Below are 25858 nucleotides of genomic sequence, written 5' to 3'. Positions count from 1 at the left end.
TACGCTCGTGCTTCGCACATTTTGGGCACGAGCGGAAAATAGTCATTTCGGCTCAAGTGAAAACCCCGCCCGTCCGGATGTTTCTCGGGGCGGGCGGGGCTTTTAACTCAGAGGTCGATGAGGAGACGGGTGGGATCCTCGATCGCTTCCTTGATCGTCTTGAGCGCGGTGACCGCTTCGCGGCCGTCGATCAGGCGGTGATCGTAGGACAGCGCGATGTACATCATCGGGCGGATCACGATCTCACCGTTGCGAACCACGGCGCGGTCCTCGATGCGGTGCAGGCCGAGCACGGCCGACTGCGGGGGGTTGATGATCGGGGTCGACATCAGGCCGCCGAACACGCCGCCGTTGGAGATCGTGAAGGTGCCGCCGGCCATGTCGGCCATGGTCAGCGTGCCTTCCTTGGCCTTCTTGCCGAAGTTCGCGATCGCCTTCTCGATGCCGGCGAAGCCCAGCTTGTCGCAGTCCTTCACGACCGGAACGACGAGGCCGTTCGGGGCCGAGACCGCGATCGAGATGTCCACATAGTCGTGGTAGACGATCTGGTCGCCGTCGATCTGCGCGTTGACCGCCGGGATGTCCTTGAGCGCCAGGACCGAAGCCTTGGCGAAGAACGACATGAAGCCGAGCTTGATGCCGTGCTTCTTCTGGAACACGTCCTTGTACTTTTCACGCGCTTCGATGACGGCCGACATGTCGACGTCGTTGAAGGTGGTGAGCAGCGCGGCGTTGTCCTGCGCGGACTTCAGGCGCTTGGCGATGGTCTGGCGCAGGCGCGTCATCTTGACGCGTTCTTCGTTGCGCGCGGCCGGAGCAGCGGCAGCCGAAGCAGCGACAGGCGCCGAGGCGGGCTTGTTCTTGGCCGCTTCAAGGACGTCGTCCTTGGTGATGCGACCGTCCTTGCCGGTGCCCTTGATGGTGGCCGGATCGATGCCGTGCTCCAGGACCGCGCGGCGCACGGCCGGCGAGAGGACCGAGGAACCGGCCGAACCTTCGTCCGAGGCTGCAGCAGCCGGGGCGACGGCGGCAGCGGCGGGGGCCGGAGCCGGGGCGGCGGCGGCCGGAGCGGCTGCGGCCTTGGGAGCGGCGGCAGCGCCGGTGCCTTCTTCGATCGTGGCGATCAGCGCGCCGACGACGACGGTGTCGCCTTCGGCCACGAGCTGCTGGCCCATGACGCCCGCGTGGGGCGCCATGACGTCGATCGCGACCTTGTCGGTCTCGAGGCTGGCAATGGGCTCGTCAGCGGCAACGGCTTCGCCGGGCTGCTTGAGCCACTGGCCGATGGTGGCTTCGGCGACGGATTCCCCGAGGACGGGGACCTTGACTTCAGTGGTCATGATTTATCTCAAGCCTTCTGCTTGCGACGGAGTTCGGAACGGACGGAAAGGTGCAGCGCGTCGGCAACCAGCGCGGCCTGTTCGGCAACGTGGCGCTTGGCGAGGCCGGTGGCCGGCGAGGCCGAGGCGTTGCGGCCAGCATAGCGCGGACGCGGCTGGGCGACGCCGGCTTCCTTCGAAGCGGCCTCGATCTGCGATTCGACGAAGAACCACGCACCGTTGTTCTGCGGTTCTTCCTGGCACCACACGACCTCTTCGAGGTTCGGCATGCGTGCAAGGCGCTTGGCCAGCGGCTCGCCCGGGAAGGGGTAGAGCTGCTCGATGCGGATGATCTGGGTATCGTCGATCTCGGCGGCATCGCGGGCTTCGAGCAGGTCGTAGAAGACCTTGCCCGAGCACAGGATGACCTTCTTGGTCGCGGCGTCTTCCGAACCCTTGGGGTCGGAGAGGATGCGCGAGAAGGTGCCGCCGGTGAACTCCGCGGCCGTCGACTTCGCCAGCGGATGGCGGAGCAGCGACTTCGGGGTCATGATGATCAGCGGCTTGCGGAACGGACGGTGCATCTGACGGCGCAGAACGTGGAAGTAGTTCGCGGGCGTCGTGATGTTGCAGACCTGGATGTTGTCCTGCGCGCAGAGCTGCAGATACCGTTCCAGACGTGCCGACGAGTGCTCCGGACCCTGGCCTTCGTAGCCGTGGGGCAGCAGCATGACGAGGCCGTTGGCGCGCAGCCACTTGGACTCGGCCGAGGCGACGTACTGGTCGATGATGATCTGCGCACCGTTGGCGAAATCGCCGAACTGGGCTTCCCAGAGGACCAGGGTCTTCGGGTCGGCGCTGGCGAAGCCGTACTCGAAGCCGAGCACGCCATATTCCGACAGCGTCGAGTCCAGCACTTCGAACTTGCCGTGGGGCAGGGTCGAGAGCGGGGTGTACTTGTGCTCGTCGGTCTGGTCGGTCCAGACGGCGTGGCGCTGCGAGAAGGTGCCGCGGCCGCAGTCCTGACCCGAGAGACGCACGCCGTAGCCTTCGGTGACGAGGCTGCCGAAGGCGAGCGCCTCGGCCGTGGCCCAGTCGAAGCCTTCGCCCGACTTGAACATCTCTTCCTTCGCCGCGAGCACGCGGRCCAGCGTCTTGTGGACGGTCAGGCCTTCGGGCACCGTCGTCAGCGTGCGGCCGAGGCTGTCGAAAAGCTTGTTCTCGATCGTCGTGTCGACGTTGCGGCGCGCGGTTTCGGGATCGGCAGGCTTGTGGAAGCCGCTCCACTGGCCGGAGAACCAGTCGGCCTGGTTGGCCTTGTAGGTCTTGGCCGCCTCGAACTGCTCTTCGAGATGGGCGGTGAAGTCCGCTTCGGTCTGCGACAGGAAGGTGTCGTCGATGACGCCGTCCTGCTTCAGGCGCTCGCCGTAGATCTGGCTGACGGGCGGGTGCTGGCGGATCTTCTGGTACATCAGCGGCTGCGTGAAGCCAGGCTCGTCGCCTTCGTTGTGGCCGAAGCGGCGATAGCACCACATGTCGATCACGATATCGCGGCCGAAGGTCTGGCGATAGTCGATCGCCAGCTTGCAGGCGAAAGTCACCGCGGCGGGATCATCGCCGTTGACGTGCAGGATCGGCGCCTGGACACCCTTCGCCACATCCGAAGGATAGGGCGAGTTGCGCGCGAACTGCGGGCTGGTGGTGAAGCCGATCTGGTTGTTGATGATGAAGTGGATGCAACCGCCGGTGTTGTAGCCCTTCACGCCCGAGAGGCCGAAGCACTCCCAGATGATGCCCTGGCCGGCGAAGGCCGCGTCACCGTGGATGAGGACCGGCAGCACCTGCTTGTGCTTGGCGCCCGGGCCGATGTCGTCGCCGATGTCGTCGGCGATCGCCTGGTAGGCGCGGACCTTGCCGAGCACGACCGGGTCGACGGTTTCGAGGTGCGAGGGGTTGGGCATCAGGCTCATGTGGACCTTGATGCCGTCGAACTCGCGGTCGGCCGAAGTGCCGAGGTGGTACTTCACGTCGCCCGAGCCGCCCACGTCCTCGGGATTGGCGGTGCCGCCCGAGAATTCGTGGAAGATCACCTTGTAGGGCTTGGCAAGGACGTTCGCGAGCACGTTCAGGCGGCCGCGGTGGGCCATGCCGTAAACGATTTCCTTCACGCCCAGCGTGCCGCCGTACTTGATCACGGCTTCGAGCGCCGGGATCATGGCCTCGCCGCCGTCAAGGCCGAAGCGCTTGGTGCCGACGTACTTCTTGCCGAGGAACTTCTCGTACTGTTCGCCGCGCACGACGGCCTGAAGGATCGCCTTCTTGCCCTCGGGGGTGAACTCGATTTCCTTGTTCGCCCCTTCCATGCGCTCCTGGAGGAAACGGCGTTCCTCGACATCGGCGATGTGCATGTATTCGAGGCCGACCTTGCCGCAATAGTTGGCGCGCAGGATCTGCACGATCTCGCGAACGGTCGTCCACTCCAGGCCGAGTGCGCCGCCGACGTAGACCGAACGGTCCTGCGCGGCGCCTACGAAGCCGTGATATTCGGGGGTGAGGTCAGCGGGAAGCTGGCGCTGGTTGAGGCCGAGCGGATCGAGATCGGCAGCCAGGTGACCGCGCACGCGATATGTGCGGATCAGCATCATGGCGCGGATTGCGTCGGCCGCGGCTTCGTCTATGCGGGACTGGTCGACCTTCTGGCCGCCCTTTGCCGCTGCCTTCTCGATCTGGACCTTGAGCGCGCTGGGGTCGAGGCCCTGGGTCAGGTCGTCCTCGAACTCCGCTCCTACGAGCGGCCAGTTCTTGCGCTGCCAGCTCGGGCCGGCCTGCGGGCCGTCGAGGGCATCATCGGGGGTGAAGTCGAAACTTTCGTCGCCCATCGGGTGTCACCTTTTGTCGCGCCGGAAAACGGCCGGCGCTACCAAGCTAGATCTGGAACGATGGTCCCGATGGAGAGGGGGCCGTTTCGTTCGCATGGCGTCCGGCATCTCGAACGTGCCGGATCGCGTGTGGGTCCCGTGGCGGCGCAAATCCGAAGATTCGCGCCGCCCGCGGGGGATTGGGGTCAGGCGAGTTCCTTGAGGACTTCCACAAGGGTTTCACCCAGGAGCGACGGCGAGGCGGAGACGCGGATGCCCGCTTCTTCCATCGCCGCGATCTTGTCCTCGGCGCCGCCCTGGCCGCCCGACACGATCGCGCCGGCGTGGCCCATGCGGCGGCCCGGAGGCGCCGTACGGCCGGCGATGAAGCCCGCCATGGGCTTCTTGCGGCCGCGCTTGGCTTCGTCCTTGAGGAACTGGGCCGCTTCTTCTTCGGCGCTGCCGCCGATTTCGCCGATCATGATGATCGACTTGGTCTCGTCGTCGGCCAGGAACAGTTCCAGGACGTCGATGAAGTTGGTGCCGTTGACCGGGTCGCCGCCGATGCCGACTGCGGTGGTCTGGCCGAGGCCCGCGTTCGTGGTCTGGAACACGGCTTCATAGGTCAGCGTGCCCGAGCGCGAAACGACGCCCACCGAACCCTTGGAGAAGATGCTGCCGGGCATGATGCCGATCTTGCATTCGCCGGGGGTCAGGACGCCGGGGCAGTTCGGACCGATCAGGCGCGACTTCGAGCCCGAGAGGGCGCGCTTCACGCGGACCATGTCGAGAACCGGGATGCCCTCGGTGATCGCAACGATCAGTTCCATCTCGGCGTCGATCGCTTCCAGGATCGAGTCGGCCGCGAACGGCGGCGGAACGTAGATGCAGGTGGCAGTCGCACCGGTCGCGGCCTTGGCTTCGGCTACGGTGTTGTAGTTCGGCAGACCGATGTGGGTCGTGCCGCCCTTGCCGGGGGTCACGCCGGCGACCATTTGCGTACCATACGCAAGGGCCTGCTCGGTGTGGAAGGTGCCGGTGGCACCGGTCATACCCTGGGTAATGACCTTGGTGTTCTTGTTGACGAGAATGGACATAGGGGAATCCTAATTCCTGTTCCTGGTGTAGGCCGATTCCGGCTTGGGAAGCGCCTTGGCGCAAATTCCGCGAAGTGCAACCGTCCAGATCGTAAAATCAACGGCCGGATAGGCCGAAGCCCCGCCCGCCCCGTGGTTCCACGGGGCGGGCGGGGCGTCTATCTTGGATCAGGCCAGAGTGCTGTCGATGCCCTTGCAGGCGACCAGCAGTTCCTTGACCGCGTCGACCGAGACCTGGAGGTTGGTCTTGGCTTCGCCGTCCAGCTCGATTTCGATGATCTCTTCGACGCCGTTCGCGCCGATCACGGCGGGGACGCCGACATAGAGGCCGTCAACGCCGTACTGGCCATCGACATAAGCGGCGATCGGCAGGATGCGCTTCTGGTCGTTCAGGTAGGCTTCGGCCATGGCGATGCCCGATGCGGCCGGCGCGTAGAAGGCCGAGCCGGTCTTGAGCAGGCCGACGATCTCGCCGCCGCCCGAACGGGTGCGCTGGACGATGGCGTCGATCTTTTCCTGGGTGGTGCGGCCCTGCTTGATGAGGTCCGGAACCGGGATGCCGTTGACGGTCGAGTACTGCACGACCGGCACCATGGTGTCGCCGTGGCCGCCGAGCACGAACGTGTTCACGTCGCGGATCGAAACGCCGAATTCCCAGGCGAGGAAGGTCGAGAAGCGGGCCGAGTCGAGCACGCCGGCCATGCCGACGACCTTGTTGTGGGGCAGACCCGAGAATTCGCGCAGCGCCCAGACCATCGCGTCGAGCGGGTTGGTGATGCAGATCACGAAAGCGTCGGGTGCGTTGGCGGCGATGCCTTCGCCGACCGACTTCATCACCTTGAGGTTGATGCCCAGCAGGTCGTCGCGGCTCATGCCCGGCTTGCGGGCGACACCGGCGGTGACGATGATGACGTCTGCGCCGGCAATGTCGGCATAGTCGTTGGTGCCGGTGATCTTGGCGTCGAAGCCTTCAACGGGGCCGCACTGCGACAGGTCCAGAGCCTTGCCCTGGGGCAGGCCTTCAGCCACGTCGAAGAGGACGATATCGCCCAGTTCCTTCTGCGCGGCGAGGTGCGCGAGGGTGCCGCCGATGTTGCCGGCGCCGATGAGGGCAATCTTCTTACGAGCCATGATGCTTGCTTGTCCTTCCCAAAGGCGGGACCAACGGACGAAAAGGCGGCCTGCTTTGTCCCGCTAAGGCAGGTGCCGGTGTTCAACGAAGGGCGGCCTACGCCCCTCAAACCGACATTGCAACCGGGAAAAGCCCGCGCGAAGGGCAGGCAGGCGAGTTTTTACTGATAATAGTTCGCAATTGCAATAGTGAGCGAAAATGCGCAGGAAACGGCGCCCTGAGCCAGGGCGGTGCGGCCGTTTCACGCAACAGACCGGGCGCAGATTGCATCCTCCGGGTGCTCTCCCGAGGGTGGCTCACTGTCTCGCACGTCCGGATGACAGGCAAGCGTCGCAGGGTGCGAGTCGGCCCGGATGAGGGGCGGGCGGTCGCGGCATGGCTCTTTATAGAGAGCGTGGGCGTACCGGCCGTGTCGTGCCTTTTTCCAAATGTTGCGGCTTGGAAATTCTGCGGGCGGTGCTTGCCGAGGGGCGCTGTTGCGGACACTCTCCGCGTTCGTGCCGATCGCTCCTCCGTGACGGGCCGCCACGGCCTCGTCGCGCAATCGCTGGACTGACTTGCTTGCTGAAACCGCCCGGAAAGACGACCTCCAGCCCTTTCAGCCCGCGGGCGCGCCTGCGGAGTTTCCTGTTCGCGGGGCGCGGGCTGCGCTGGCTGGTGCGGGACGAGCACAATGCCCGGTTGCACCTGGCGGCCTCGCTGGGCGTGGTGGTCGCCGGGTTCTGGCTGGAAGTTTCCGCCGCCGACTGGCGCTGGCTCGTGCTGGCCATGGCGCTGGTATGGCTGGCGGAGGCGTTCAACACCGCGGTCGAGGGCCTGTGCGACCGCATCCATCCGGAGTTCGACCCTGCCATCGGCCGGATCAAGGATCTGGGGGCCGGCGGCGTGCTGGTCGCTTCGATCGCCGCGGCCCTGATCGGGGTGCTGACCCTGGGACCGCCCCTGCTGGCCCGCCTGTTCTAGCGGTTGGCCGGTTTCAGTCGTTCCTAGCGATCCGTCCGGCGAAGGCGTCGGCCATGCGGCGGTCGAGCTGGCGGCAGATGGCGATCCAGCGGGTGCATTCGCCGTCGTTGCCCGCAAGCCGCGCGGCGGCGGCATGGGCGCGGGCGTGGGCGGCGGCGGACAGGCCGTGGCGGGCGAAGTGGCACAGTGCTTCGGCCAGGATGCGCTGGTGCGGCGTGTCCGTGGTCGCCGTCGCGACCGGCTCGCGGCGGAGGCCGCCGCGCAGGCCGGCGCCGTTGTCGTTCACCGCGCAGAGCGGAACCGACGGGCACAGCGCTCGCACCATCACCGGGCAGGAGACGTCCCGGGCGGCGGAAAAGCGGATTGCCATGGTAAAGCGAACCTCTTGTTGGAAACGCTCGGGGGCTTGGCGTCTCTCCCGGTATTATAGGATGAAGCCGCTAAGTCTTGGTGTGGGGCTATGGTTGCTGAAACCTTGCAGTCGTTCCTGTGCGAATTGATGAATGCGCCGGATCGCTAAAGGCGCCAACTTGCCGTCAGCGGGCCTGCTCCTGACGCGGCTGGGCGATCCACTTGCCCGAATTGGCATATTCCGGCCGCACGCCCTGGGTCTCGGGCAAGTTGCTGGCCTTGTAGAGCGACTCGCCCCCGCGATCCCGCACGTCGCTGGCATAGACGGGCGCGCGCTCCGCACCCGTGGAAGGGGCGGCGGAGGGCATGGCGGGCGAAGGCGCAGCGGCCTGCCCGGGGCGGAGCGCCTCGGCGGTGCCGAAGCTGCGCTGCACGGCCAGCGGGTCCAGCGCGGCGGTGGCAAGGGCCGAGGCGGCGGACTCGTCGCGGCGATGCGGGGCGGCCAGCGGCTCGCCGCCGAAATAGGCGAAGCGGAACGCGGCAGGGCGGCCCGCGGCGCCGTTGAAGGCATAGAAGCGATGGGCGCCGATGGTGGTCAGATAGTGCAGGCTCGGGGCCCAGTAGGGATTGACCTGGATCGTGTGATAATGCGTCGCCAGACCGATCGGCGTATAGACTTCGCCGGACAGCGCGGCGCGGGCTACGGATTCGGCACGCTGCCAGAAGAAGCGCTGCGGCGCGCGGGCCAGCGATCCGTCGCAGGCGAAGGAGAACTGGCAGCCGGTCGGCCGCTCCGAACCCTGGTAGACGACGCCGCAGACGGTCTTGGGATAGGCCGGATGGGCCACGCGGTTGAGCACGACCTGGGCCACGGCGCGCTGGCCGCCGTCGGGCTCGCTGGCGGCTTCGTAATAGATCGCCGCCGTCAGGCACTGGAGCGCGCGGCTGCGGTCCACCCCGGAATTGTCGATCCGCAGGGCGCGGGCGACCGGGCCGGGGCCGCCGGTTCCGTCATCCGCGTCGGAATGGATGCCTTCGCCTATCTTGAGCACGGGCTGTTCGGCTTCGAGATAGTAATAGGCAGAGCCGGGGAAGCTGGCGCCGGCCTGCTCGAACGGCATGGGCAGAACGGGCGCGCCGCCGGTTTCCGTCCCGGAGGCGGTGAGGCGGTCCCAGGCTTCGGCCGGGGCGAAGGAAGGCGCGGCGAAGGCAGGCAGGGCCACGGCGACGAGCGCGGCCGAGCCGAGCGTCCAGCGCCGCCGCCTGCGTTGCAGCCGCTTGCGTCCGCCGCGCACGAAATGACCCTGGAAATCGCGCGGGCGCGGCTCCCAGGTTTCGGTGCAGGCAGGAAGGGCGGCAGCGGTCACTCGGGTCCTTTCGGCGCATTGTCGGCCAGCGCGGATTTCGCGTTCCACCGGGTCATCGCGTATCTTGCGCCTAACCTGCTTTGCCGGGCGCGGCATCCCTGGAAATCGGCGCGTCCCGAAGCGGTACAGCGGGCAGCGATAGGCTGAATCGCTTAAGAGTTTGTTTGCGATCGTCCCCGGCGATACCGCCGCGCCGCCCTTTGCGCCGCTTGCCAATCCCCCCACTGCCCAGTATCGGCACTCGCGACGTCATGGGTGGCCCGGAGCCGGGCCCCGGGTTTCGTGAAAAGGGAACCCTGGTGGGAATTTCGGCGCAAGTCCGAAGCTGCCCCCGCAACTGTAACCGGGGAGCGCCCCTGCCACGCTATGCCACTGGGTCACACCGGGAAGGCGGCAGGCGGCGCGAAGATCCGGGAGCCAGGAGACCTGCCTTTGACGGTCGTTCCGCAGCCGGGCGGGGTGTCCCGGCATGCAGCGAGCACGCGCATGAGGAAAAGCGCGCGTCTCCGCCATGGACGGCAAAGTCGTTCAGGTTGGAGGAATACGCGTGAAGTACCTGTTTCTGCTGGGGACGGCTCTTGCCGTCTCGACCCCCGCTTTCGCGGATGAAGCCGCAATCGATAGTATCGTCGTCACCGCGACGCGCACCGAAACCCCCACCAGCGAGATCGGCCAGTCCGTCTCGGTCATCACCCGCGAGGATATCGAGCGCACCCAGGCGGTCACCGCGACCGACATCCTGGCCCGCCTGCCGGGTGTGACTTTTGCCCAGTCGGGCGGTTTCGGCCAGCCGGCCAGCGTGTTCATCCGCGGCGCCGAGAACGCGCAGAGCCTCGTGCTGATCGACGGCGTGCGCATCAACGATCCCGGCGACGTGGGCGGCGGCTTCGACTTCGGCAGCCTGACCGTCGGCCAGTTCGACCGCATCGAAGTGGTGCGCGGATCGTCCGGCGTGCTCTGGGGCAGCCGCGCGATCGGCGGCGTCATCAACCTCATCACCGCGCGCCCGACCGAGCAGTGGACCGCGCGCGGCCAGGCCGAATACGGCTGGCGCGACCAGAAGCAGCTCGGCGCCTCGGCGGCGGGCAAGGTCGGGCCGGTGGGCCTGACCCTGGGCGGCAACTGGCTCAAGGGCGACGGCTACTCCGCTTTCGACGAGCGCCTCGGCGGCCAAGAGAAGGACGGCTTCGAGAGCAAGAGCGCCAACGCCCGCGCCGAAGTGGAGCTGGTGAGCGGTCTTACCGCCGATGCCGGGACGTACTGGATCAAGGCCAATTACGATTACGACAACACCGGCGCCGATGCCCTGAACGTGGGCATGAAGCGCGATACCGTGGGCTATGCCAACTTGCGCTACAAGGGGCTGGACGGCCGCCTCAGCGCGCGCCTGGGCTATGGCCTCACCGATACGCGCCGCATCTCGGACGATGCCGTCTTCGGTCCCTACACCACCAATGGCCGCGCCGACCGTTTCGAGGGTCAGGTCTCCTACACCCCCATCGACATGGCCAGCATCCTCGTCGGCGCCGAGACGGAGAAGCAGAAGTTCTCCGACAATTACGGTTCGAAGGATTCGACCTCGATCGACAGCTACTTCGGCATGCTGACCCTGCGCCCCGTCACCGGGCTGACGCTGAACGGCGGCCTGCGCTATGACGACAATTCGGACTTCGGCCACAAGACCACCTTCTCGGCCAACGGTGCCTGGGTGATCGGCGGCAGCGAGGAAGCGCCGATCCTGCGCGCCAGCTACGGAGAGGGCTTCAAGGCGCCGTCGCTCTACCAGCTCTATTCCAATTCCGGCTTCCGCGCGCTCGATCCCGAGACGTCGAAGTCGTGGGATGTCGGCGTGGAGCAGCCCTTTGCGGAAGGCCACGGCACGTTCTCGGTCACTTACTTCGACCGCAAGACGAAGAACCTGATCGATTACGACCTGACCGCCTTCAACTACTACAACGTCGGCCGCGCGCGGGCGAAGGGCGTGGAACTGGGCATGCAGGTGAGCGACTGGGAAGGCTTCGACATGAGCCTTTCGGCCACTTACCTCGACGCTACGAACGAGGTGACCGGCACGCGCCTCGCTCGCCGTCCCAAGACGAACCTCTATGCCAGCCTGGACAAGCACTGGTCGGACGGCTTCCGCCTCGGTGCGGACTTGCGCGTGGGCGGCGGTCGCTATGACGACATCGCCAATACCTACTACCTCGGCGGCAATGTCGTCGTCGGCCTGCGCGGCGCCTTCGACGTGACGCAGAACATCCAGGTCTACGGCCGTGTCGAAAACCTGTTCGACGAGCACTACGAAGTGGTGCGGACATATGGCACCCCGGGCCGCGCGGCTTATGCCGGGGTGCGGGTGAAGATGTGATCCTGTCGTCTGCCCTGACGACATCGGTTGGACGGGGCAGGCGCAAGGCCCGCCGGTTCCTTGTCGTGCTGGCTCTGGCCGGCTCGGCGGCGCTGGCGGGCTGCGGGGGCGGTGACACCACCGAGGCCGCCCCCGCGGTACCGGGCCACGGCGAGAGCGGGGCGGAGCGCCCCACCATCGTCTCGCTCAACCCCTGCACGGACGCCATCCTGGCCGAAGTGATGGATCCGGGGCAGTTGCTGGCGATCTCCAGCTATAGCCAGGATCCCGAGAGCAGCTCGATGCCGATCGCCCGCGCGCGCCGGTACCGGGCGATCTCGGGGACGGTGGAGGAAGTGGCGACGATCCATCCCAGGGTGGTCGTGGCCAGCGCGTTCCTCGACCCTGCGAGCGAGGCGGCATTCCGGCGCCTCGGCTACCGGCTGGTGAAGATGCCGATCGCGTCGGACCTGGGAGCCGCGCGCGAACAGGTCCGCACGCTGGCACGGCTGGCGGGTCATGCCGCGCTGGGCGAAAGGCTGGTGGCCCGCATCGACGCCGCCGTGCGCCGCGATGCGCCGCCGCCGGGCTCAGCGCTTCTTCCGGCAATAGTGTGGGAATCCGGTGGACTGGTGGCGGGCGACCAGACCCTGATCGTTGACATGATGAAGCACACCGGCTTTACGAATATTGCCGGCGCGCGGGGCCTTTCCCAGGCCGATTACCTGCCTCTGGAGCACGTGCTGGCGGACCCTCCGCGCGTGGTCTTCGCGGTGGGCGATCCGCTCGCCGAGGAGGACCGAATGTTGCATCATCCGGCGCTCTCCGCGCTGACCAGTACCCGGCGTTTCCTGCTCAGCCGCTCCATTCTCTGGTGCGGCGGGGCGACCATCCCGCGTGCGCTGGACGAACTGGCCGCGGCGCGCCGCGCGCTTGCGGAAACGGAGATGACGCCGGCCCACGGGGCCGGTGCCGCGACAGGCACCGCAACAGGCCCCGCATCGGCCCCCGCAAAAGCCACCGGGCGGATCGTTTCCGCAAGACCATGAACCTGCGTTTCGTCCTGCTGCTGGTCCTCGCGCTCGTCGTCGCGGTGCCGCTGTCCCTGCTGGCCGGGCGGGTGTGGATCAATCCCTTCGCCCCGGAACTGCACAGCGCCTCGGTCATCCTGCTTCAGCTTCGCCTGCCGCGCGCGGTCCTGGCGCTGGTGCTGGGGGCCGGGCTGGGCGCGGCGGGTGCGGCCATGCAGGGGTATTTGCGCAACCCCCTGGCGGATCCCGGCCTGTTCGGCATCGCGCCGGGCGCGGCACTGGGTGCCGTGCTGAGTTTCTGGACCGGCTATGCTTCGGCGCCGTGGATGCTGCCGCTCTTCGCGCTGATCGGCGCGAGCGGCGCCATGGCGCTGCTGGCGCTGATCGCGGGACGCGGCGGCGGCGTGGCGCTGTTCACCCTGGCCGGCCTCATGGTCTCCAGTCTCGCCGGCGCGCTGATGAGCCTGGCGATCAGCCTGACGCCGTCGCCTTTCGCCATGAGCGAGATCGTCACCTGGATGATGGGCTCGCTGGCCGACCGCTCTTGGCGCGAGGTCTGGATCGCTACGCCGCTGACGCTGGCCGGGATCGGCGTCATCCTGGCGGCGGGACGCGATCTCGACGCGATGACCCTGGGCGAAATGGCCGCGCGCTCGCTGGGCGTGGAGCCGCTGCGGCTCCAGGCCCTGCTGATCCTGGGCGTGGGCCTCGTCGTCGGTTCGGGGGTGGCGGTAGCCGGCATCATCGGCTTCGTCGGCCTGATGGTGCCGCACCTCGTGCGCCCGATGACCGACCGCAAACCCTCGTCGCTGATCGTGCCTTCGGCGCTCGCGGGGGCGCTGCTGCTGCTGGTGGCGGACTGCATCTGCCGGATCATGCCGCTGTCCGGCGGCGAACTGCGGCTGGGCATCGCGCTCAGCCTGCTGGGCGCGCCGTTCTTCCTGCGCCTGCTGCTGAAGATGCGCCGGGGCATGGTGGCATGAGCTTCGGCGCCGACAACGTCACGGTCGCCGGGCGGCTCGACGGGGTATCCCTCAATTGCCGCCGCGGCATGATCACGGCGATCTGCGGGCCCAACGGTGCGGGCAAATCGACGCTGCTTTCGGTGATCGCCGGATTGCTTAAGCCCGATGCGGGCAGGGCGGTCATGGGCGGCCGGGCGCTGGCGGCGGTCTCGCTGGCCCAGCGCGCGCAGTGGATCGGCTATCTGCCGCAGACGCCGGAAGTGGCCTGGGACGTCTCGGTGGAAGTGCTGATCTCGCTCGGCCGCCTGCCCTGGCGCGGTGCGCCCGCCGCCGAAACGCAGGACGCCATCGAAGACGCCATCGCCGCCATGGATCTTCAGGAACTGCGCCACCGCCCGGTCTCGACCCTGTCCGGCGGCGAACGCGCGCGGGCGCTGATGGCCCGCGTCCTGGCGACCCAGCCCGGCTGGCTGCTGGCGGACGAGCCTTTCGCGAACCTCGACCTGGCCCATGGTGCGGCGCTGATGCACCGCTTTCGCCAGCAGGCGCGGGCGGGGCGCGGCGTCGTCCTGGTGCTGCACGACCTGGCGACGGCGATGAACCATGCGGACCAGGTACTGGTGCTGGCGAAAGGCCGGGTGGAGGCGGAAGGCCCGCCGGAAATGGCCCTCTCGCGCGAGGTCATCACCCGCGTCTGGAACTGCCCCGCGCACTGGCTGGGCGACCCCGGCGAACGCGCCCTCTCGATCGGCGCCCCGGCGCCGCTCGCCGTGGATTTCCGGCAGCAGTTCTAGCGCGATGGAATGCGGCTGCGGGTTGTAATTGCATTTTCCGCAAATATCGTCTATCACCGTCCACGCTGACGTCGCGTGCGACGGACCATCGGGCAGCCCTTGCTCCCCCCTTGTCCCTTACGAGCCTCATGACGCCGGAATGCGCCGAGACGTGCATGCCGCGATGCGCCGGACGAGAACGTCCAGAGCGCTTTTCCTGCCCTTGGGGGCCTACGGCTAAACGGGATTCATTCCATGACCGATCCGAGCACTCGTCCTTTCCTCATCACCAAGGATGAGGATGGGGCCTTCCGCCTTACCGTGAGAACGACGAGGTACAATTCGCGCGGCTATCCGCTGGTGACGGCCACGCTTCAGGACGGCGCGTTCAAGACGGCCAACGCCGCGCGGGCCTTCGCGCGTGAGAACTTCAATGCCCAGCCCGGCGAATACGCCACGAAGTAAGGCGCGGCCGGCCGAGCCTGCGCCGCCAGGCGCGGCGCGCCGTACTCCATGCAAAACCGCCGCCCCGTTTCCGGAGCGGCGGCTTCGTTCGGGCAGGGCCGGCGCGTCGAGCGCCTGCCCGGGACCCGATCCTTACTGAGCCTTCGGCGCCAGGCCGCGGGCTTCCAGCATCGGTTCGACTTCGGGGTCATGCCCGGTGAAGTCGCGGTAGAGCTGCGCGAAGTCCTTCGTGTGGCCCTGGCCGAGGAAGGTCTTGCGGATGTGGTCGCCATTGGCGCGCGTCATGCCGCCGTGCTTCTCCACCCAGTCCCAACCGTCGTGAGCGAGCATCTCGGTCCAGATGTACGAGTAATAGCCCGCAGCATAGCCGTTGTCCCAGATATGGCGGAAGTACGGCGTCTTGTAGCGCGGCGGGATCAGGTCGGTGTTGAGCCCGGTGGCGGCCAGCGCCTTGGCTTCGAAGGCCATCGGCGGCTGCGCGGCTTCTTCCGGCGAGAGCTGGTGCCACTGGATGTCGAGCATCGCTGCCGACAGCGTCTCGCCCAGGCCGAGGCCCTGGTTGAAGGTGTGCGCGGCCTTGATCTTGGCGATCAGGTCGGCCGGGATCGTCGCGCCGGTCTGGTAGTGCTTGGCGTAGTGGTTGAGCACGGCCGGAATGGTCGCGAAGTTCTCGTTGAACTGGCTGGGGAACTCCACGAAGTCGCGCGCGGTGTTCGTGCCCGAGAGCGAGGGATACTTCTGGCTGGCGAAGAAGCCGTGAAGTGCGTGGCCGAATTCGTGGAACATGGTTTCCACGTCGTCGAAGCTGGCGAGCGCGGGCTGGCCGTCGGCGGGCGGGGCGATGTTCAGGGTGTTGCTGACGACRGGCTTTTCACCGAGCAGGTATGACTGCTCGACGAAGTTGCTCATCCAGGCGCCGCCCTTCTTGTTGGAGCGGGCGAAGGGATCGTAATAGAAGATCGCCAGCTGCTTGCCGTCGGCATCGAACACTTCGTAGGCGCGCATGGTCGGGTGGTAGACCGGCAGGTCGGTGCGGCGCTTGAAGGTCAGGCCGTACGTCTGGTTGGCGGCATAGAACACGCCGTCTTCCAGCGTGCGCCAGACTTCGAAGTAGGGCTTGATCTGGCTTTCGTCGAGTTCGTACTTCGCCTTGCGGACCTTCTCGGCATAGTAGGACCAGTCCCACGGTGCCAGCGTGACGTTCTGGCCGCCGGCCTTGGTGCCCTCTGCCTTCATGGCGGCTTCGAGCATGGCGGCTTCGCGGTCCTGCGTGGCGCGCAGCGCGGGGACGAAGCCCTTCATGAACTCCATCGCCTTGGCGGGCGTCTTCACCATGCGGTCGTACATCTGGTACGTCGCGAAGTCGGGCGCGCCCAGCAGTTTGGCCTTCTTCGCGCGCAGGGTCGCCATCTGGGTGACCATGGCGGTCGTGTCGTATTCGTCGCCGCCCGAGGTGCGGTTGATGCTTGCGTCCCAGAGCTTCTTGCGGCTGTCGCGGTTGGTGAGGCTGGCTAGCGCGGCCTGCTGCGTGGTGTTGCCCAGCGCCAGCATGAACTTGCCCGCATGGCCCTTTTCGGCGGCGAGCTTGCCGGCGGCGGCGATTTCGGCCTGCGAAAGGCCGTCCAGCTGCGCGGCCGTGTCGAAGATCGGCGCCTTGGCAGCCGTGGCCGTGGTCAGCTTCTGCGAGAAGGCGGTTTCCAGCTTGGCGATTTCGAGGTTCATCGCCTTCAGCTCGACCTTCTGCGCGGCCGAGAGCAGGGCGCCGCGGTGGACGAACTTGTCGTAAGTGGTCGCCAGCAGCATGGCGTCCTCGCCGGTCAGGGCCTTTCCTGAGGCGCTGTCATGCACGGCCTTGACGCGGGCGAAGAGCGCATCGTCAAGGTAGATATCGTCGTTCAGCGCAGAAATCTGCGGGCTGACGGCCGTATCGATGGCATCCAGCACATCGCTGGTATTGGCCGAGGTGAGCTGGCTGAACACGTTGTAGACGCGGTCGTACAGCGTGCCGGCGCGCTCCATCGAGACGATGGTGTTCTCGAAAGTCGGCTTGGCCTTGCTGCCGGCGATGGCCTTGATCTCGGCGCGCTTGGCGGCGATGCCGGCTTCGATGGCGGGCTGCCAGTCGCTGTCCTTGTACTGGGTGAAGTCCGGCGCGTGGAGCGGCAGGGCGCTGGGCTTGGCGAAGGGGCCGTTATAGGCGGGCGCCGTGGCGGCGCTCCTGGCGTCTGTCTTTGCGGCAGCCGTCACGGAAAATCCTCCAAGCAGGCCGGCGCCGAGCACGAGCGGGGCGGCGGCGGCCATGAGCCGGGTCTTCATCGGTCTTTTCTCCTGGCTTCGGCAACCCGAAAGATACAGCTCGAAAGATACAGCTCGAAAGATGCAGCCCGAAAGATGCAGGGAAGGCCTCCCTGCGGGGTCGCGGGCGGGTGCCGAAAAGTGGTCAACACACGGGGTTGAAGCGGAGAAAACCGAGGGGTGCAAGGGCTGGAGCGCAGGCAGGAACGCCATTGCGCAAATGACGCATGCGACGTTTATTCGCGGAAAGGAATACGCGCCGGAGCGCAATCAAGTTGCGCTCCGGCGCGCCGTCAGGTCGCTCCGACAGGGGGAATCGGTCCGGTCAGCTCGACCGGAAGCGACCTTTGGTCCACACCAACATGGGTTCGGTGCCTTCGTCGTGGTCACGGCGATGTTCCTCGCGCTGGCGATCCAGGATCAAGGATCCCGTCTTCCGCGCGAACTGGCTGCGGCGAAACGGAATTTCGGCTCCGATATTCATTTCAGGCTCTCCTCTTTCGAGGAGCAACGCCGCAGCAGGGTGAAAAGTTCCCGAAGGAAGCGGGGTGTCGCACCGCCATGGCGTGGCGAGTGCCGCGAAGGCCGGGGCGCGCTAGCATGCCCGATCCGCCATAAGGCCGAAAGGCAGCCGGGTCGCTGAAGCGGCATCCGCCAAAGTGTGGGCGTCGAGTTCGGCGAGGAAGGCCGCCATCGCCTGACGCAGGATCGCCGTCAGCCCGCAGGCGCCCTGGAGCAGGCAGTTCCCGCAATCGGCGGGGCTCATGTTCGGCTCGGTGAGCCGGACCACTTCGCCCAGCGTGATCGCGTGCGCGGGACGGCCCAGGCGAAAACCGCCGTTTCGGCCGCGCACCGTTTCCAGCAGGCCGGCATTGCCCAGCAGGTTCACCACTTTCATCGCATGGTTGCGCGAGATCGCGTGGGCCTGCGCCACTTCCGCGATCGAGAACAGCCCCGCGGGATCGACCGCAGCGTGGAGCAGGATGCGCAAGGCGTAGTCGGTGTGCGCGGTAAGGCGCAAGGCGGGTCTCCGGAAAAATGATGCTCCTCATTTACATCTTTTTGGATCGGCGTATAGATGCATCCAGTTTGCATCATTTAAGAGGACGAATCGAAATGGCCGCTCCGCTCAGCGAACAGACCGTCGCCACGATCAAGGCGACTGCACCCGCGCTTCAGCAGCACGGGGTGGAAATCACCACCCGCATGTACGAGCGGCTGTTCCGTAACGAGGAGGTCCGCGCCATGTTCGACCAGGCCGCGCAGGATTCCGGCGAGCAGCCACGCCGCCTGGCCGCCGCGATCCTCGGCTATGCGCAGAATGTGGACAAGCTGCAGAACCTGACCGGCGCGGTCGCGCGCATGGTGCAGCGCCATGTCGATACCGGCGTGAAGGCGGAGCATTACCCGCTGGTGGCCGAAGCACTGCTACCCGCCATCCGCGACGTCCTGGGCGCGGCGGCGACCGACGACGTGCTGGCGGCCTGGGGTGAAGCTTACTGGTTCCTGGCCGATATCCTGATCGGCAAGGAAACCGAGGCTTACGCGGAACTGGAAGAGGCCTGAGCTTCGGGGGGCAGGGCACCGGTTCCGCGAAGCATCCTGCTTCAGCGCGTGCCCACGCCCGTCTCGAACTGCGACTGGAGGTTCGCCAGCGCCGTGGGCGAGACCGGCGGCAGTTCCTTCGCCGCCTTGCCCTTGCGCAGGGCGGCACGGTCCTTTTCCGCCGGTTCCACCACACGCACGCGCACGGCGGCCTTGCCCTTGCTTCGCACTCCCAGCGCTTCGGCGGCGCCCCGCGAAAGGTCGATGACGCGGGCGCTTTCGCCGAAAGGGCCGCGGTCGTTGACGCGTACCAGGATGCGGCGGCCGGTATCGAGGGCGGTCACTTCGACATAGCTCGGCAGCGGCAGGGTGGTATGCGCGGCCGTGATCCAGTCCGGGCGGAAGCGCTCGCCATTGGCGGCGCGGTTACCGGATTCGCTGCCGTACCAAGTGGCATAGCCCAGCACGTCGTAGCCGGGCTGGGCGGCCGGCGTATAAGTATTTCCTCGGACCTTGTAGGGCGGGCCGATGCGCACCGGCGCATCGCTGACCGGCCGGAACTTCGTGCCGCCGCCGCAGGCCGCCAAGGCCGCGGTGAGGACGATTGCGAATGCGGGCTTGAGCACCCCCGTTAAACTCTCGCTCATGCGGGCTTCCTAGCTTTCCCGGGGCGGCGCTGTCCATGCCTCCCGGCGTGAGGGCCAGTGAGACGGCGACGGAACTTCCGGGCCTTGAGGCCGGTTGTCTCCCGCTGAAGGAGTGACGCATGTTCAAGTCGATAGCCGTTGCCGCACGCGATCGGGGCCGCATGGCGGAAGTCTCGGCCGTGATCGCCCGCTTCGGGCTGGACTCGCTGGCGGTCCGGCTCGGGATCGGTGGCGACGGGAAAGAGGGCGATGATGCGCAGGAGAGCGCGGAACCGCGGGACTTGCCCACGCGGACCCGCAAGGCGCTGGAAGCGCTCGGCCCGACTTACGTGAAGCTCGGCCAGATCCTGGCGACGCGGCGCGACCTGCTGCCCGATCCTTGGATCGCCGCTTTCGAACAATTGCAGAGCGATGCGCCGCGCCTGCCCTTCGAGACGCTGCGCGGCGAAGTGGAAGCGGCGCTGGGCGGGCCGCCGGAGAGCGTCTTTGCCCGGTTCGACACCGAGCCGCTGGCCGCCGCCTCGATCGCGCAAGTGCACCGGGCGCGGCTGCACGACGGTACCGAAGTGGTGGTGAAGATTCGCCGACCGGGCATTCGCGCGCGGATGGAGGCGGACTTGCGGCTCATGCGCCACCTCGGCGCGCTGGCCGAAGCGCGCAGCGCCGCCGTGCGCCGGATGAAGCCCGCGGCGATGATCGAGCAGCTTGGCCGCGAGATCCTGGACGAACTCGATTTCACGGCCGAGGGGCGCAATGCCGACTTGCTGCGCGCCGACCTCGCTTCGCTGGAGCGGATCACCGTGCCGCGCATCCACTGGGAGTGGACGGGCGAGCAGGTGCTGGTGATGGACTATATCGAAGGCATCGCCCCGCGCGATCCGGCCGTGCTGAAGGCGGCGGGGATCGATCCCTCCCGCATCGCCGCGCTGGGGGCGGAACTGGTGCTGGAGATGGTGCTGGTCAACGGCCGCTTCCATGCCGATCCGCATCCGGGCAATCTGCTCTGCCTGCCGCCGCAGGTGCCCGGCGGTGATGGACTGGCGCTGCTGGACCTGGGCTCGGTCGGCTTCGTCAGCCCGCGGCGGCAGCACGAATTCCTGACGTTCATCCTGGCGCTGCGCAGCGGCGACCCCGGCGGCGTGGCGGACATGCTGGCCACCTGGTCGCAGGACGGCGAAGTCCCGCGCGAAAAGCTGCTGCGTGCCTCCGAACGGCTGGTGTCGCGGCACGGCACCGGGGCGCTCGTGCTCAATGCGATGGTGGCGGATTTCTTCCCGTTGCTGCGGCAGGAGGGGCTGGTGCTGCCGCCCGATCTGGTGCTGATCTTCAAGGCCATGGTGACGATGGACGGCGTGCTTTCCGGGATCGCGCCGGACTTCGACTTGTCCGAAGCGCTGGGCCAGATGCGCGGGCGGCTGGTCGCTTCGCGGCTGTCGCGTCTTGCCGCGCCGGACAAGCTGGAGACGGCGCTGCTCGAACTCTCGCGCGTGGCCGAGGAAGCGCCGCGCTTCCTGCGCGCGGCCTCGGCCCGGATGGAGGCATCGTCACCGCCTGCACGGGAATCCGGCCGAGACTTCGGGCGAGAGGGGGGCACGGCCAGAGCGGTGAGCCGGGCCGGATGGCTGATCGGCGGCGCCGTGGTGATCCACGCCGCCGCCGACCTGCTCGTTCACTGGACCTGAATTATCGGCGGGCCGCTTCGGACTTGTCGCGCGCGGCCTTGAATTCCGAGCCGGCCTTCCACTGCGGCCACTTGTCGGAATTGGCGAGGTCCGTGCCGATCGTGCGGACGAGTTCGACGTCCTGCACGGCGCCTTCCATCTTCCACTCCGGCGACCAGGCATCGCAGGCCTGGTGGTAGCACTGGCCGGTATAGGCATCGATCCAGGCCTGGCCCGCCTTGACGCCGCCCTGCTTGAGGTCGGAGGCCCCGGCAATGCCCATCATCAGCATGACCGGAACGCCGCGCTTGGCGAAGGAGAAGTGGTCCGCGCGGTAGAACAGGCCGCGCTCCGGCAGGCCTTCCGGGGTGACGCGGCGGCCTTGGGCTGCGGCGACGCGGGCCATGTCGTCCTCCAGGGTATCCTGGCCCTTGCCGATCAGCGTCACGTCGTTGGCGGCGCCCGCCGTCTGGAGCACGTCGATGGTGAGGTTGGCGACGGTCTTCTCCATCGGGAAGACCGGGCTGGCGGCATAGAATTCCGAGCCGAGCAGACCGCGCTCCTCCGCCGTCCAGGCCGCGAAGACGACGCTGCGCTGCGGGGCGGGCTCGCTCTTCATGACGCGGGCGATGTCGAAGAGGGCGGCGATGCCGACGCCGTCGTCATTGGCGCCGGCACGGTAGATGCGGCCCTGCGCGTCGGGCGCGCCCTTGCCGTAGGCGTCCCAGTGGGCACCGAACATCACCACTTCGTCCTTGTGCGTGGTGCCGGGGATCTGGGCCAGCACGTTGTGGCTCATGACTTCTTCATGCGCGACGGGCACGTCCGCATCGAAAGTCACGCCTTTCAGCGGCACCGGCTTGAAGTCCGGGCGGCGTGCGGCGGCCGAGAGCTTGGCGAGGTCCAGCCCGGCGGAGCCGAACAGGCGGTTGGCCGCCTCGCCCGAGAGCCAGCCCTGCAGCGCCAGGCTGGTGAGCTTGTCGGGGCTCCTCACGATATCGTAGTTCTCGCCGCCGGGGCTGGTGACGACGTTCCAGCCATAGCCGGCGCCCTCCGTCTCGTGGACGATCAGCGCGCCGACCGCACCCTGCCTTGCGGCTTCCTCGAACTTGTAGGTCCAGCGGCCGTAATACGTCATCGTCCGGTCGCCGAACTTGCCGGCGGCGGGCTCACCCTTCTTTGCGTGGAAGTCCGGGTCGTTGATGAGGAAGACCACGACCTTGCCCTTGAGGTCCATGCCCTTGAAGTCGTCCCAGCCGCGCTCCGGTGCGTTCACGCCGTAGCCGACGAAGACCACCGGCGCGCCCGCGATGCGCGCGGAGTCGTCGGGGCGGACGGTGGAGATGTAGATGTCCTTGGCGACGGTCACCGGCATGGCACCCTTCGGCCCGGAGAACGCCAGCGTCTTCGGCGCGGCAAGGCGGGTGTGGAGCAGCGGCACTTTCTGCACCCACTGTCCGTCAGGCCCGGCGGGCTGGAGGCCGATGTCCTGGAAGCGCGCGATCAGGTAGCCGATGGTCCTTTCCTCGCCCACCGTGCCGGGCGCGCGGCCCTCGAAAGTATCGGATGCGAGCGTCCTGACATCGGCGACGATCCGGTCGGCATCGATGGCCTCCCGGGCGATGGCGGGATGGGACACGGCAGCGAGCAGCGCGGTGGAGAGCGCGAGGAGAGGCTTGTTCATGTCCTGCGCTTTTAGGGCGCGGGACGGGAGAGGCAAGCGGCGGCGGGCTACTTGTAGAACCCCTCCCGCAGGCGGACGCCGTGTTCCAGCCAGGCCTTCATCGCTGCCAGCATGCCCGTCCAGCCTTCGCAATTGCCATAGGACGCCTTGAGCCCCTCCGGCGTTTCCGACCAGCCTTCCTCGCTGATCTGCACGAGCGTGCGGCCATCCTCGAGCGGCTCGAAGGCCAGGGTGACGAGGGTGCGGTGCTCGCCCTCGGCATCGGCCAGAACGGCGGCCTCGTCACCGCCCCAGCGCAAGAGGATGTGGCGGGGCGGTTCGGCTTCGACGACATGGACCGGGAAGGCGCCGGGAAAGTCGTGGAAGTCCCAGGTGACGACGGCGCCTGTCTCCAGCCGCCCCCTGGCGCCGCCAGTGGTGAAGAACTCGGACAGAACGGCAGGATCGGCAACGGCCTCGAATACGTCCGCGACGGGCCTGGCGATCCGGCCCCGAACGGTGAACTTCGGCATCATGACTCGTCTCCCATGCAGCGCCTTTCCGGCGCATTCCGCCGGCTCGGCGGGGTCTTCCGGGCCTGTCCTAACGCAGATGCGGCAGGCGCCAGGCCTCCAGCAGCGCCGCCGCGCGCAACGAGAAGATGGCGATGCCGGCGACGATGCCGGCAGCGTCCCGGCGCAGGCCGAAGCGCTGGATCAGGACCACCATCAGCGTCGCGCCCGCCAGCACGGCGGTGGCGTAGAAGTCTTCATGCAGGACATGCGGGACCCGCGCAATCAGCACGTCGCGCAGGATGCCGCCGCCGCATCCGTTGATCGTGGCGATCACGACGACCGGCGCGCCGTCCAGGCCGTAGTCCAGGCACTTGCGGGTGCCGGCCACGGCAGCGAGCGCCAGGCCCACGCCCTCGAACATGTCGATGGCGAGCGGCGGGGTGACATTCGCCACCGGCCCCAGCATCAGGGATGCCGCGATCACCCCCGCGGTCGCGGCCAGGGCAAGGGCGGCATAGCGCCAGTCGCGCAGCGGCGCCGGGGGGTGTTCGCCCAGCAGGAGATCGCGGATCACGCCGCCGCCGACGGAACCGACGAAAGCGAGCACCAGGATACCGAAGAGGTCGAGATCGGCCTGCACCCCGGTCAGCGCGCATTCGGCCGCGAGCACGAAAGTGGCGGCGAGGTCGACGGCGGTCAGCATCCTGTCACGGATGCGGGCGTTGGCGGGTGCCGCAGGCGTCACGGGCAGCGGCCGATCACAGGAAATCCGCAGCGTCTGTCGGCATCATGACTGCCCCCTGGAAGTGTGCGCCCGCCATGCCGTGCGCGGTCTTCTCACGGCAAGTCTAACACGGCTGGGCCATTGCTCAAGGAAGGGCGCTCAAGAAGGGGGGCCAGGTGCGCTCAGGCGCCGGGCGTCTTGGCGATCGGCACCAGCAGCGCCGAAGTGCCGTCGACGAAGTCGATGCGCAGGTGCGAACCGTGACGCTCCTGTACAATGGTCCAGGTGCGGGCGGAAAGCATGAGGCCCCAGAACCGCGTAGCCATGAGTTCAGCCCTGGTGTTGCCGCAACCCGCCGCCGTGCTGATGCTGGTATACTTGCCGTCCCGGTTCAGCCCGCCAAAGGGCTCGCCCGGAACGCCGGTCCAGCGAAGATCGCCCTGGCTTACGGAATTGCAGGACCAGGTGCCGGAGACATAACCGTCCCGCGCAAAGTGCAGGGTGGCGGCGGTGCGCGCACCCTTCCCCCCGTTCGTGCGGTGGGGGACGCGGTGCCCCTGCAATTCGTGCAAGGCCCAGGGCTGGCCGGTCAGCCGCGGTGCCTCGCCTGCCTCCGCGCTGCCGATCCGGTGCGCGGCGATGTCGGGCGAGCATCCACAAAGGAGCAGGGCAAGAATCAGGGCCGGTCTGGTCATGTTTCCGGAAAGCCACGGAAAGATGACGGCACGGCGACCGAAACGGTGTTTCGGCGCCGGTCCCTGGTATGTGTCAGCGCTCGCAGCGCGAATAGTCACCCGCGCGGCAGGCCGAGACGTCGCGGCGCCACTGCGCCAGATCGGCCTCGTAGTCGCGGCGGGCCTGGGCATAAGCGCGCGAAGGGCTGGAAGAGGCCGGGCGTTCGTCCCGGCGCGCATAAGGCTCGCCGTCCTCGTCGCCGGCATAGTCGCCGCGTGCATATTGCCCGGTCGCCTCGTCTTCCTGCTCGTCCCCGCCGCCCTGGCGCGCACGATAGGCTTTCCAGCCGGAAGCGTATTGCGCATCGCGCTTGCGCACATAGTCCAGCTGGTCACGATTGAGCTTGCGGATGATCGCGGCGTCGCGGGCAATGTCCTCGGCGCTCATGCGGTCGTTGGGATCGTCGGCCCGCGCGGTACCGGAAAAGCCCGGCGCACAAAGCGCCAGCGTGCCCAGCGCCAGCAGGATACGCGTACCCGTCTTGCGGCCCCTCATTGTTCTCGTCTCCGTCCCTGGATGATCCTGGCGATCCCTGGCGATCCCTGGCGAGGCGCGGGGCCGGAGGCAATTCGATATGCGACGAGCGGCAGGCGTGCACGACGAGGCGCGCGAGGCGTGCGCCGGATGGCGGCAAAAAGAAGCCGCCGACAGGAACTTTCCCGTCAGCGGCTTCCTCGGCGGAGTCTGAGACTAAGGTGTGCCTACTTCCCCCGGCGCGCCACGACGGCGAGGCTGGGGGTGGCTGCCGCCAGCTGGCCCGGGTTTTCGCGGGCGGCCATCCGCGTCGCCATCATTTCATCGCGGGCCGCAAAAGCCCGGTCGAGCGAGGCATCGCGGCAGTCGTGGACGCGGGCCAGTTGATCCAGCTGGTTGCTTTCAAGCGGTCCGCAAACGGCGCGAACGGCAACTTCCAGCCGGGTATTGAGCGTATCGATACCCGCTTGGGTATCGAGGTTGAGGTCGCCGTAACGCACCTCACGATGCGGAACGTCGCGGAGCGAGCCGTCCTTGACGACCACGTCGGCAAGGGCCGGGGCGACAAGCCCCGAGGTCGCCACGAACAGCATGCCGATGGCGGCGAAAGCGGTGTGAATCCTGGTCATTGCATTCTCCTGTTGCTCAAGAGTGCAGATCTCCGCACGCAAGCCCCCACGGCCCGCGAAACGCGAACTGCAACGCGACCTCAATCGATGAGAAAAGTCGTTCCCAAACAACGGTAACGTCGCGGGGAGTGTGTCGACTCCATTGAACATGTATATACTTTAGTCTTGCCCCTTCGATCCCGCCTTGGCTTTTGAGCAATGTCTGGACATTTACTTGTATGTCTTGTTGACCATGCGGCAAAAGGTGAGTCGGTTATTATTACCGGGCAACTTCTCTATTACTCTTAACCTCGTCGCATTCA

Annotated in this window: 24 protein-coding genes and 1 riboswitch; of the genes, 8 read left to right on the top strand and 16 right to left on the bottom strand. The window is 67.3% G+C overall.

Features of this window, described 5'->3' with window-relative positions:
- Positions 1 to 107: 107 nt before the first annotated feature.
- From odhB to mdh, 4 genes are all read right to left on the bottom strand, one after another.
- The gene (gene odhB, locus AB4Z00_RS01010) at positions 108 to 1340 is read right to left on the bottom strand and encodes a 2-oxoglutarate dehydrogenase complex dihydrolipoyllysine-residue succinyltransferase (RefSeq protein WP_442044498.1); all 1233 of its coding nucleotides are present in this window, start codon (positions 1338 to 1340) and stop codon (positions 108 to 110) included.
- Positions 1341 to 1348: 8 nt separating this feature from the next.
- Positions 1349 to 4198, bottom strand: coding sequence for a 2-oxoglutarate dehydrogenase E1 component (locus AB4Z00_RS01005; RefSeq protein WP_442044496.1), 2850 nt, complete (start codon positions 4196 to 4198; stop codon positions 1349 to 1351).
- A 185-nt stretch (positions 4199 to 4383) separates the two neighbouring features.
- Positions 4384 to 5274: a succinate--CoA ligase subunit alpha gene (gene sucD / locus AB4Z00_RS01000; RefSeq protein WP_132261868.1), complete on the bottom strand. Its 891-nt coding sequence runs from the start codon at positions 5272 to 5274 to the stop codon at positions 4384 to 4386.
- Between the two features lie 168 nt (positions 5275 to 5442).
- On the bottom strand, positions 5443 to 6405 hold the full coding sequence (gene mdh, locus AB4Z00_RS00995; protein ID WP_132261870.1) for a malate dehydrogenase: 963 nt from the start codon (positions 6403 to 6405) through the stop codon (positions 5443 to 5445).
- Positions 6406 to 6967: 562 nt separating this feature from the next.
- On the opposite strand from mdh, the gene AB4Z00_RS00990 reads away from it, so the two are divergent.
- Positions 6968 to 7369 carry a diacylglycerol kinase family protein gene (locus AB4Z00_RS00990; protein WP_442044493.1) on the top strand — a complete coding sequence of 134 codons (402 nt, stop codon included), beginning with the start codon at positions 6968 to 6970 and terminating at the stop codon, positions 7367 to 7369.
- A 13-nt stretch (positions 7370 to 7382) separates the two neighbouring features.
- On the opposite strand, the gene AB4Z00_RS00985 is transcribed toward AB4Z00_RS00990, so the two are convergent.
- A complete protein-coding gene (locus AB4Z00_RS00985; RefSeq protein WP_442044491.1) occupies positions 7383 to 7739 on the bottom strand; it encodes a hypothetical protein in 357 nt (118 codons plus the stop codon).
- A gap of 166 nt (positions 7740 to 7905) precedes the next feature.
- Positions 7906 to 9087, bottom strand: coding sequence for a cell wall hydrolase (locus AB4Z00_RS00980; RefSeq protein ID WP_442044489.1), 1182 nt, complete (start codon positions 9085 to 9087; stop codon positions 7906 to 7908).
- A gap of 236 nt (positions 9088 to 9323) precedes the next feature.
- Positions 9324 to 9535, top strand: a riboswitch (cobalamin riboswitch).
- Between the two features lie 99 nt (positions 9536 to 9634).
- Here AB4Z00_RS00980 and AB4Z00_RS00975 point away from each other — a divergent pair.
- From AB4Z00_RS00975 to AB4Z00_RS00955, 5 genes are all read left to right on the top strand, one after another.
- Positions 9635 to 11455, top strand: a complete 1821-nt coding sequence (locus AB4Z00_RS00975; RefSeq protein ID WP_442044487.1) for a TonB-dependent receptor domain-containing protein — start codon at positions 9635 to 9637, stop codon at positions 11453 to 11455.
- Positions 11452 to 12483, top strand: a complete 1032-nt coding sequence (locus AB4Z00_RS00970) for an ABC transporter substrate-binding protein (protein WP_442044485.1) — start codon at positions 11452 to 11454, stop codon at positions 12481 to 12483. Before AB4Z00_RS00975 ends, AB4Z00_RS00970 begins: the two co-directional genes overlap by 4 nt.
- On the top strand, positions 12480 to 13448 hold the full coding sequence (locus tag AB4Z00_RS00965) for a FecCD family ABC transporter permease (RefSeq protein WP_442044483.1): 969 nt from the start codon (positions 12480 to 12482) through the stop codon (positions 13446 to 13448). The genes AB4Z00_RS00970 and AB4Z00_RS00965 overlap by 4 nt, the downstream gene beginning before the upstream one ends.
- A complete protein-coding gene (locus AB4Z00_RS00960) occupies positions 13445 to 14224 on the top strand; it encodes an ABC transporter ATP-binding protein (RefSeq protein ID WP_132261881.1) in 780 nt (259 codons plus the stop codon). Before AB4Z00_RS00965 ends, AB4Z00_RS00960 begins: the two co-directional genes overlap by 4 nt.
- Positions 14225 to 14458: 234 nt before the next feature.
- Positions 14459 to 14668 (top strand): hypothetical protein, encoded by a 210-nt coding sequence (locus AB4Z00_RS00955; RefSeq protein ID WP_132261883.1) that lies wholly within the window; start codon positions 14459 to 14461, stop codon positions 14666 to 14668.
- A 132-nt stretch (positions 14669 to 14800) separates the two neighbouring features.
- Here the strand turns inward: AB4Z00_RS00955 and AB4Z00_RS00950 are convergent, their stop codons facing one another.
- The 3 genes from AB4Z00_RS00950 to AB4Z00_RS00940 form a co-directional block, all read right to left on the bottom strand.
- Positions 14801 to 16984 (bottom strand): M3 family metallopeptidase, encoded by a 2184-nt coding sequence (locus AB4Z00_RS00950; RefSeq protein ID WP_442044480.1) that lies wholly within the window; start codon positions 16982 to 16984, stop codon positions 14801 to 14803.
- A gap of 304 nt (positions 16985 to 17288) precedes the next feature.
- Positions 17289 to 17447: a hypothetical protein gene (locus tag AB4Z00_RS00945; RefSeq protein ID WP_165921306.1), complete on the bottom strand. Its 159-nt coding sequence runs from the start codon at positions 17445 to 17447 to the stop codon at positions 17289 to 17291.
- Between the two features lie 111 nt (positions 17448 to 17558).
- A complete protein-coding gene (locus AB4Z00_RS00940) occupies positions 17559 to 17984 on the bottom strand; it encodes an Rrf2 family transcriptional regulator (RefSeq protein WP_442044478.1) in 426 nt (141 codons plus the stop codon).
- Positions 17985 to 18079: 95 nt separating this feature from the next.
- On the opposite strand from AB4Z00_RS00940, the gene AB4Z00_RS00935 reads away from it, so the two are divergent.
- Entirely contained in the window at positions 18080 to 18529 is a 450-nt protein-coding gene (locus AB4Z00_RS00935; protein WP_132261888.1) for a globin domain-containing protein, read from the top strand.
- 41 nt (positions 18530 to 18570) lie between these two features.
- Here AB4Z00_RS00935 and AB4Z00_RS00930 read toward each other — a convergent pair whose 3' ends face one another.
- Positions 18571 to 19155 (bottom strand): septal ring lytic transglycosylase RlpA family protein, encoded by a 585-nt coding sequence (locus tag AB4Z00_RS00930; RefSeq protein ID WP_314463642.1) that lies wholly within the window; start codon positions 19153 to 19155, stop codon positions 18571 to 18573.
- A 119-nt stretch (positions 19156 to 19274) separates the two neighbouring features.
- Here AB4Z00_RS00930 and AB4Z00_RS00925 point away from each other — a divergent pair, with 119 nt between their 5' ends.
- Entirely contained in the window at positions 19275 to 20837 is a 1563-nt protein-coding gene (locus tag AB4Z00_RS00925) for an ABC1 kinase family protein (RefSeq protein ID WP_442044475.1), read from the top strand.
- A 1-nt stretch (position 20838) separates the two neighbouring features.
- Here the strand turns inward: AB4Z00_RS00925 and AB4Z00_RS00920 are convergent, their stop codons facing one another.
- From AB4Z00_RS00920 to AB4Z00_RS00895, 6 genes are all read right to left on the bottom strand, one after another.
- On the bottom strand, positions 20839 to 22500 hold the full coding sequence (locus tag AB4Z00_RS00920) for a M28 family metallopeptidase (protein ID WP_442044473.1): 1662 nt from the start codon (positions 22498 to 22500) through the stop codon (positions 20839 to 20841).
- A gap of 47 nt (positions 22501 to 22547) precedes the next feature.
- A complete protein-coding gene (locus AB4Z00_RS00915; RefSeq protein WP_314463636.1) occupies positions 22548 to 23015 on the bottom strand; it encodes an SRPBCC family protein in 468 nt (155 codons plus the stop codon).
- Between the two features lie 67 nt (positions 23016 to 23082).
- Positions 23083 to 23739, bottom strand: coding sequence for a trimeric intracellular cation channel family protein (locus AB4Z00_RS00910; protein ID WP_314463634.1), 657 nt, complete (start codon positions 23737 to 23739; stop codon positions 23083 to 23085).
- A 161-nt stretch (positions 23740 to 23900) separates the two neighbouring features.
- The gene (locus tag AB4Z00_RS00905) at positions 23901 to 24413 is read right to left on the bottom strand and encodes a hypothetical protein (RefSeq protein WP_442044470.1); all 513 of its coding nucleotides are present in this window, start codon (positions 24411 to 24413) and stop codon (positions 23901 to 23903) included.
- 73 nt (positions 24414 to 24486) lie between these two features.
- Positions 24487 to 24948, bottom strand: a complete 462-nt coding sequence (locus AB4Z00_RS00900; RefSeq protein WP_132261902.1) for a hypothetical protein — start codon at positions 24946 to 24948, stop codon at positions 24487 to 24489.
- 206 nt (positions 24949 to 25154) lie between these two features.
- Positions 25155 to 25556 (bottom strand): UrcA family protein, encoded by a 402-nt coding sequence (locus tag AB4Z00_RS00895; RefSeq protein ID WP_314463627.1) that lies wholly within the window; start codon positions 25554 to 25556, stop codon positions 25155 to 25157.
- Positions 25557 to 25858 lie beyond the last annotated feature (302 nt).

Origin of the sequence: Novosphingobium sp. YAF33, assembly GCF_052113265.1 — a bacterium.
In the GTDB taxonomy this organism is placed as follows: Bacteria; Pseudomonadota; Alphaproteobacteria; order Sphingomonadales; family Sphingomonadaceae; genus Novosphingobium.
This window is presented reverse-complemented; position numbering and strand designations above follow the sequence as displayed.

Coding starts and splice junctions, on each gene's coding strand:
- AB4Z00_RS00945 (WP_165921306.1), bottom strand. CDS start 17,447: ATGAATATCGGAGCCGAAATTCCGTTTCGCCGCAGCCAGTTCGCGCGG.
- AB4Z00_RS00915 (WP_314463636.1), bottom strand. CDS start 23,015: ATGATGCCGAAGTTCACCGTTCGGGGCCGGATCGCCAGGCCCGTCGCG.
- AB4Z00_RS00960 (WP_132261881.1), top strand. CDS start 13,445: ATGAGCTTCGGCGCCGACAACGTCACGGTCGCCGGGCGGCTCGACGGG.
- AB4Z00_RS00985 (WP_442044491.1), bottom strand. CDS start 7,739: ATGGCAATCCGCTTTTCCGCCGCCCGGGACGTCTCCTGCCCGGTGATG.
- AB4Z00_RS00900 (WP_132261902.1), bottom strand. CDS start 24,948: ATGAGGGGCCGCAAGACGGGTACGCGTATCCTGCTGGCGCTGGGCACG.
- AB4Z00_RS00955 (WP_132261883.1), top strand. CDS start 14,459: ATGACCGATCCGAGCACTCGTCCTTTCCTCATCACCAAGGATGAGGAT.
- AB4Z00_RS00920 (WP_442044473.1), bottom strand. CDS start 22,500: ATGAACAAGCCTCTCCTCGCGCTCTCCACCGCGCTGCTCGCTGCCGTG.
- AB4Z00_RS00930 (WP_314463642.1), bottom strand. CDS start 19,155: ATGAGCGAGAGTTTAACGGGGGTGCTCAAGCCCGCATTCGCAATCGTC.
- AB4Z00_RS00935 (WP_132261888.1), top strand. CDS start 18,080: ATGGCCGCTCCGCTCAGCGAACAGACCGTCGCCACGATCAAGGCGACT.
- sucD (WP_132261868.1), bottom strand. CDS start 5,274: ATGTCCATTCTCGTCAACAAGAACACCAAGGTCATTACCCAGGGTATG.
- AB4Z00_RS00925 (WP_442044475.1), top strand. CDS start 19,275: ATGTTCAAGTCGATAGCCGTTGCCGCACGCGATCGGGGCCGCATGGCG.
- AB4Z00_RS00965 (WP_442044483.1), top strand. CDS start 12,480: ATGAACCTGCGTTTCGTCCTGCTGCTGGTCCTCGCGCTCGTCGTCGCG.
- AB4Z00_RS00895 (WP_314463627.1), bottom strand. CDS start 25,556: ATGACCAGGATTCACACCGCTTTCGCCGCCATCGGCATGCTGTTCGTG.
- mdh (WP_132261870.1), bottom strand. CDS start 6,405: ATGGCTCGTAAGAAGATTGCCCTCATCGGCGCCGGCAACATCGGCGGC.
- AB4Z00_RS00905 (WP_442044470.1), bottom strand. CDS start 24,413: ATGACCAGACCGGCCCTGATTCTTGCCCTGCTCCTTTGTGGATGCTCG.
- odhB (WP_442044498.1), bottom strand. CDS start 1,340: ATGACCACTGAAGTCAAGGTCCCCGTCCTCGGGGAATCCGTCGCCGAA.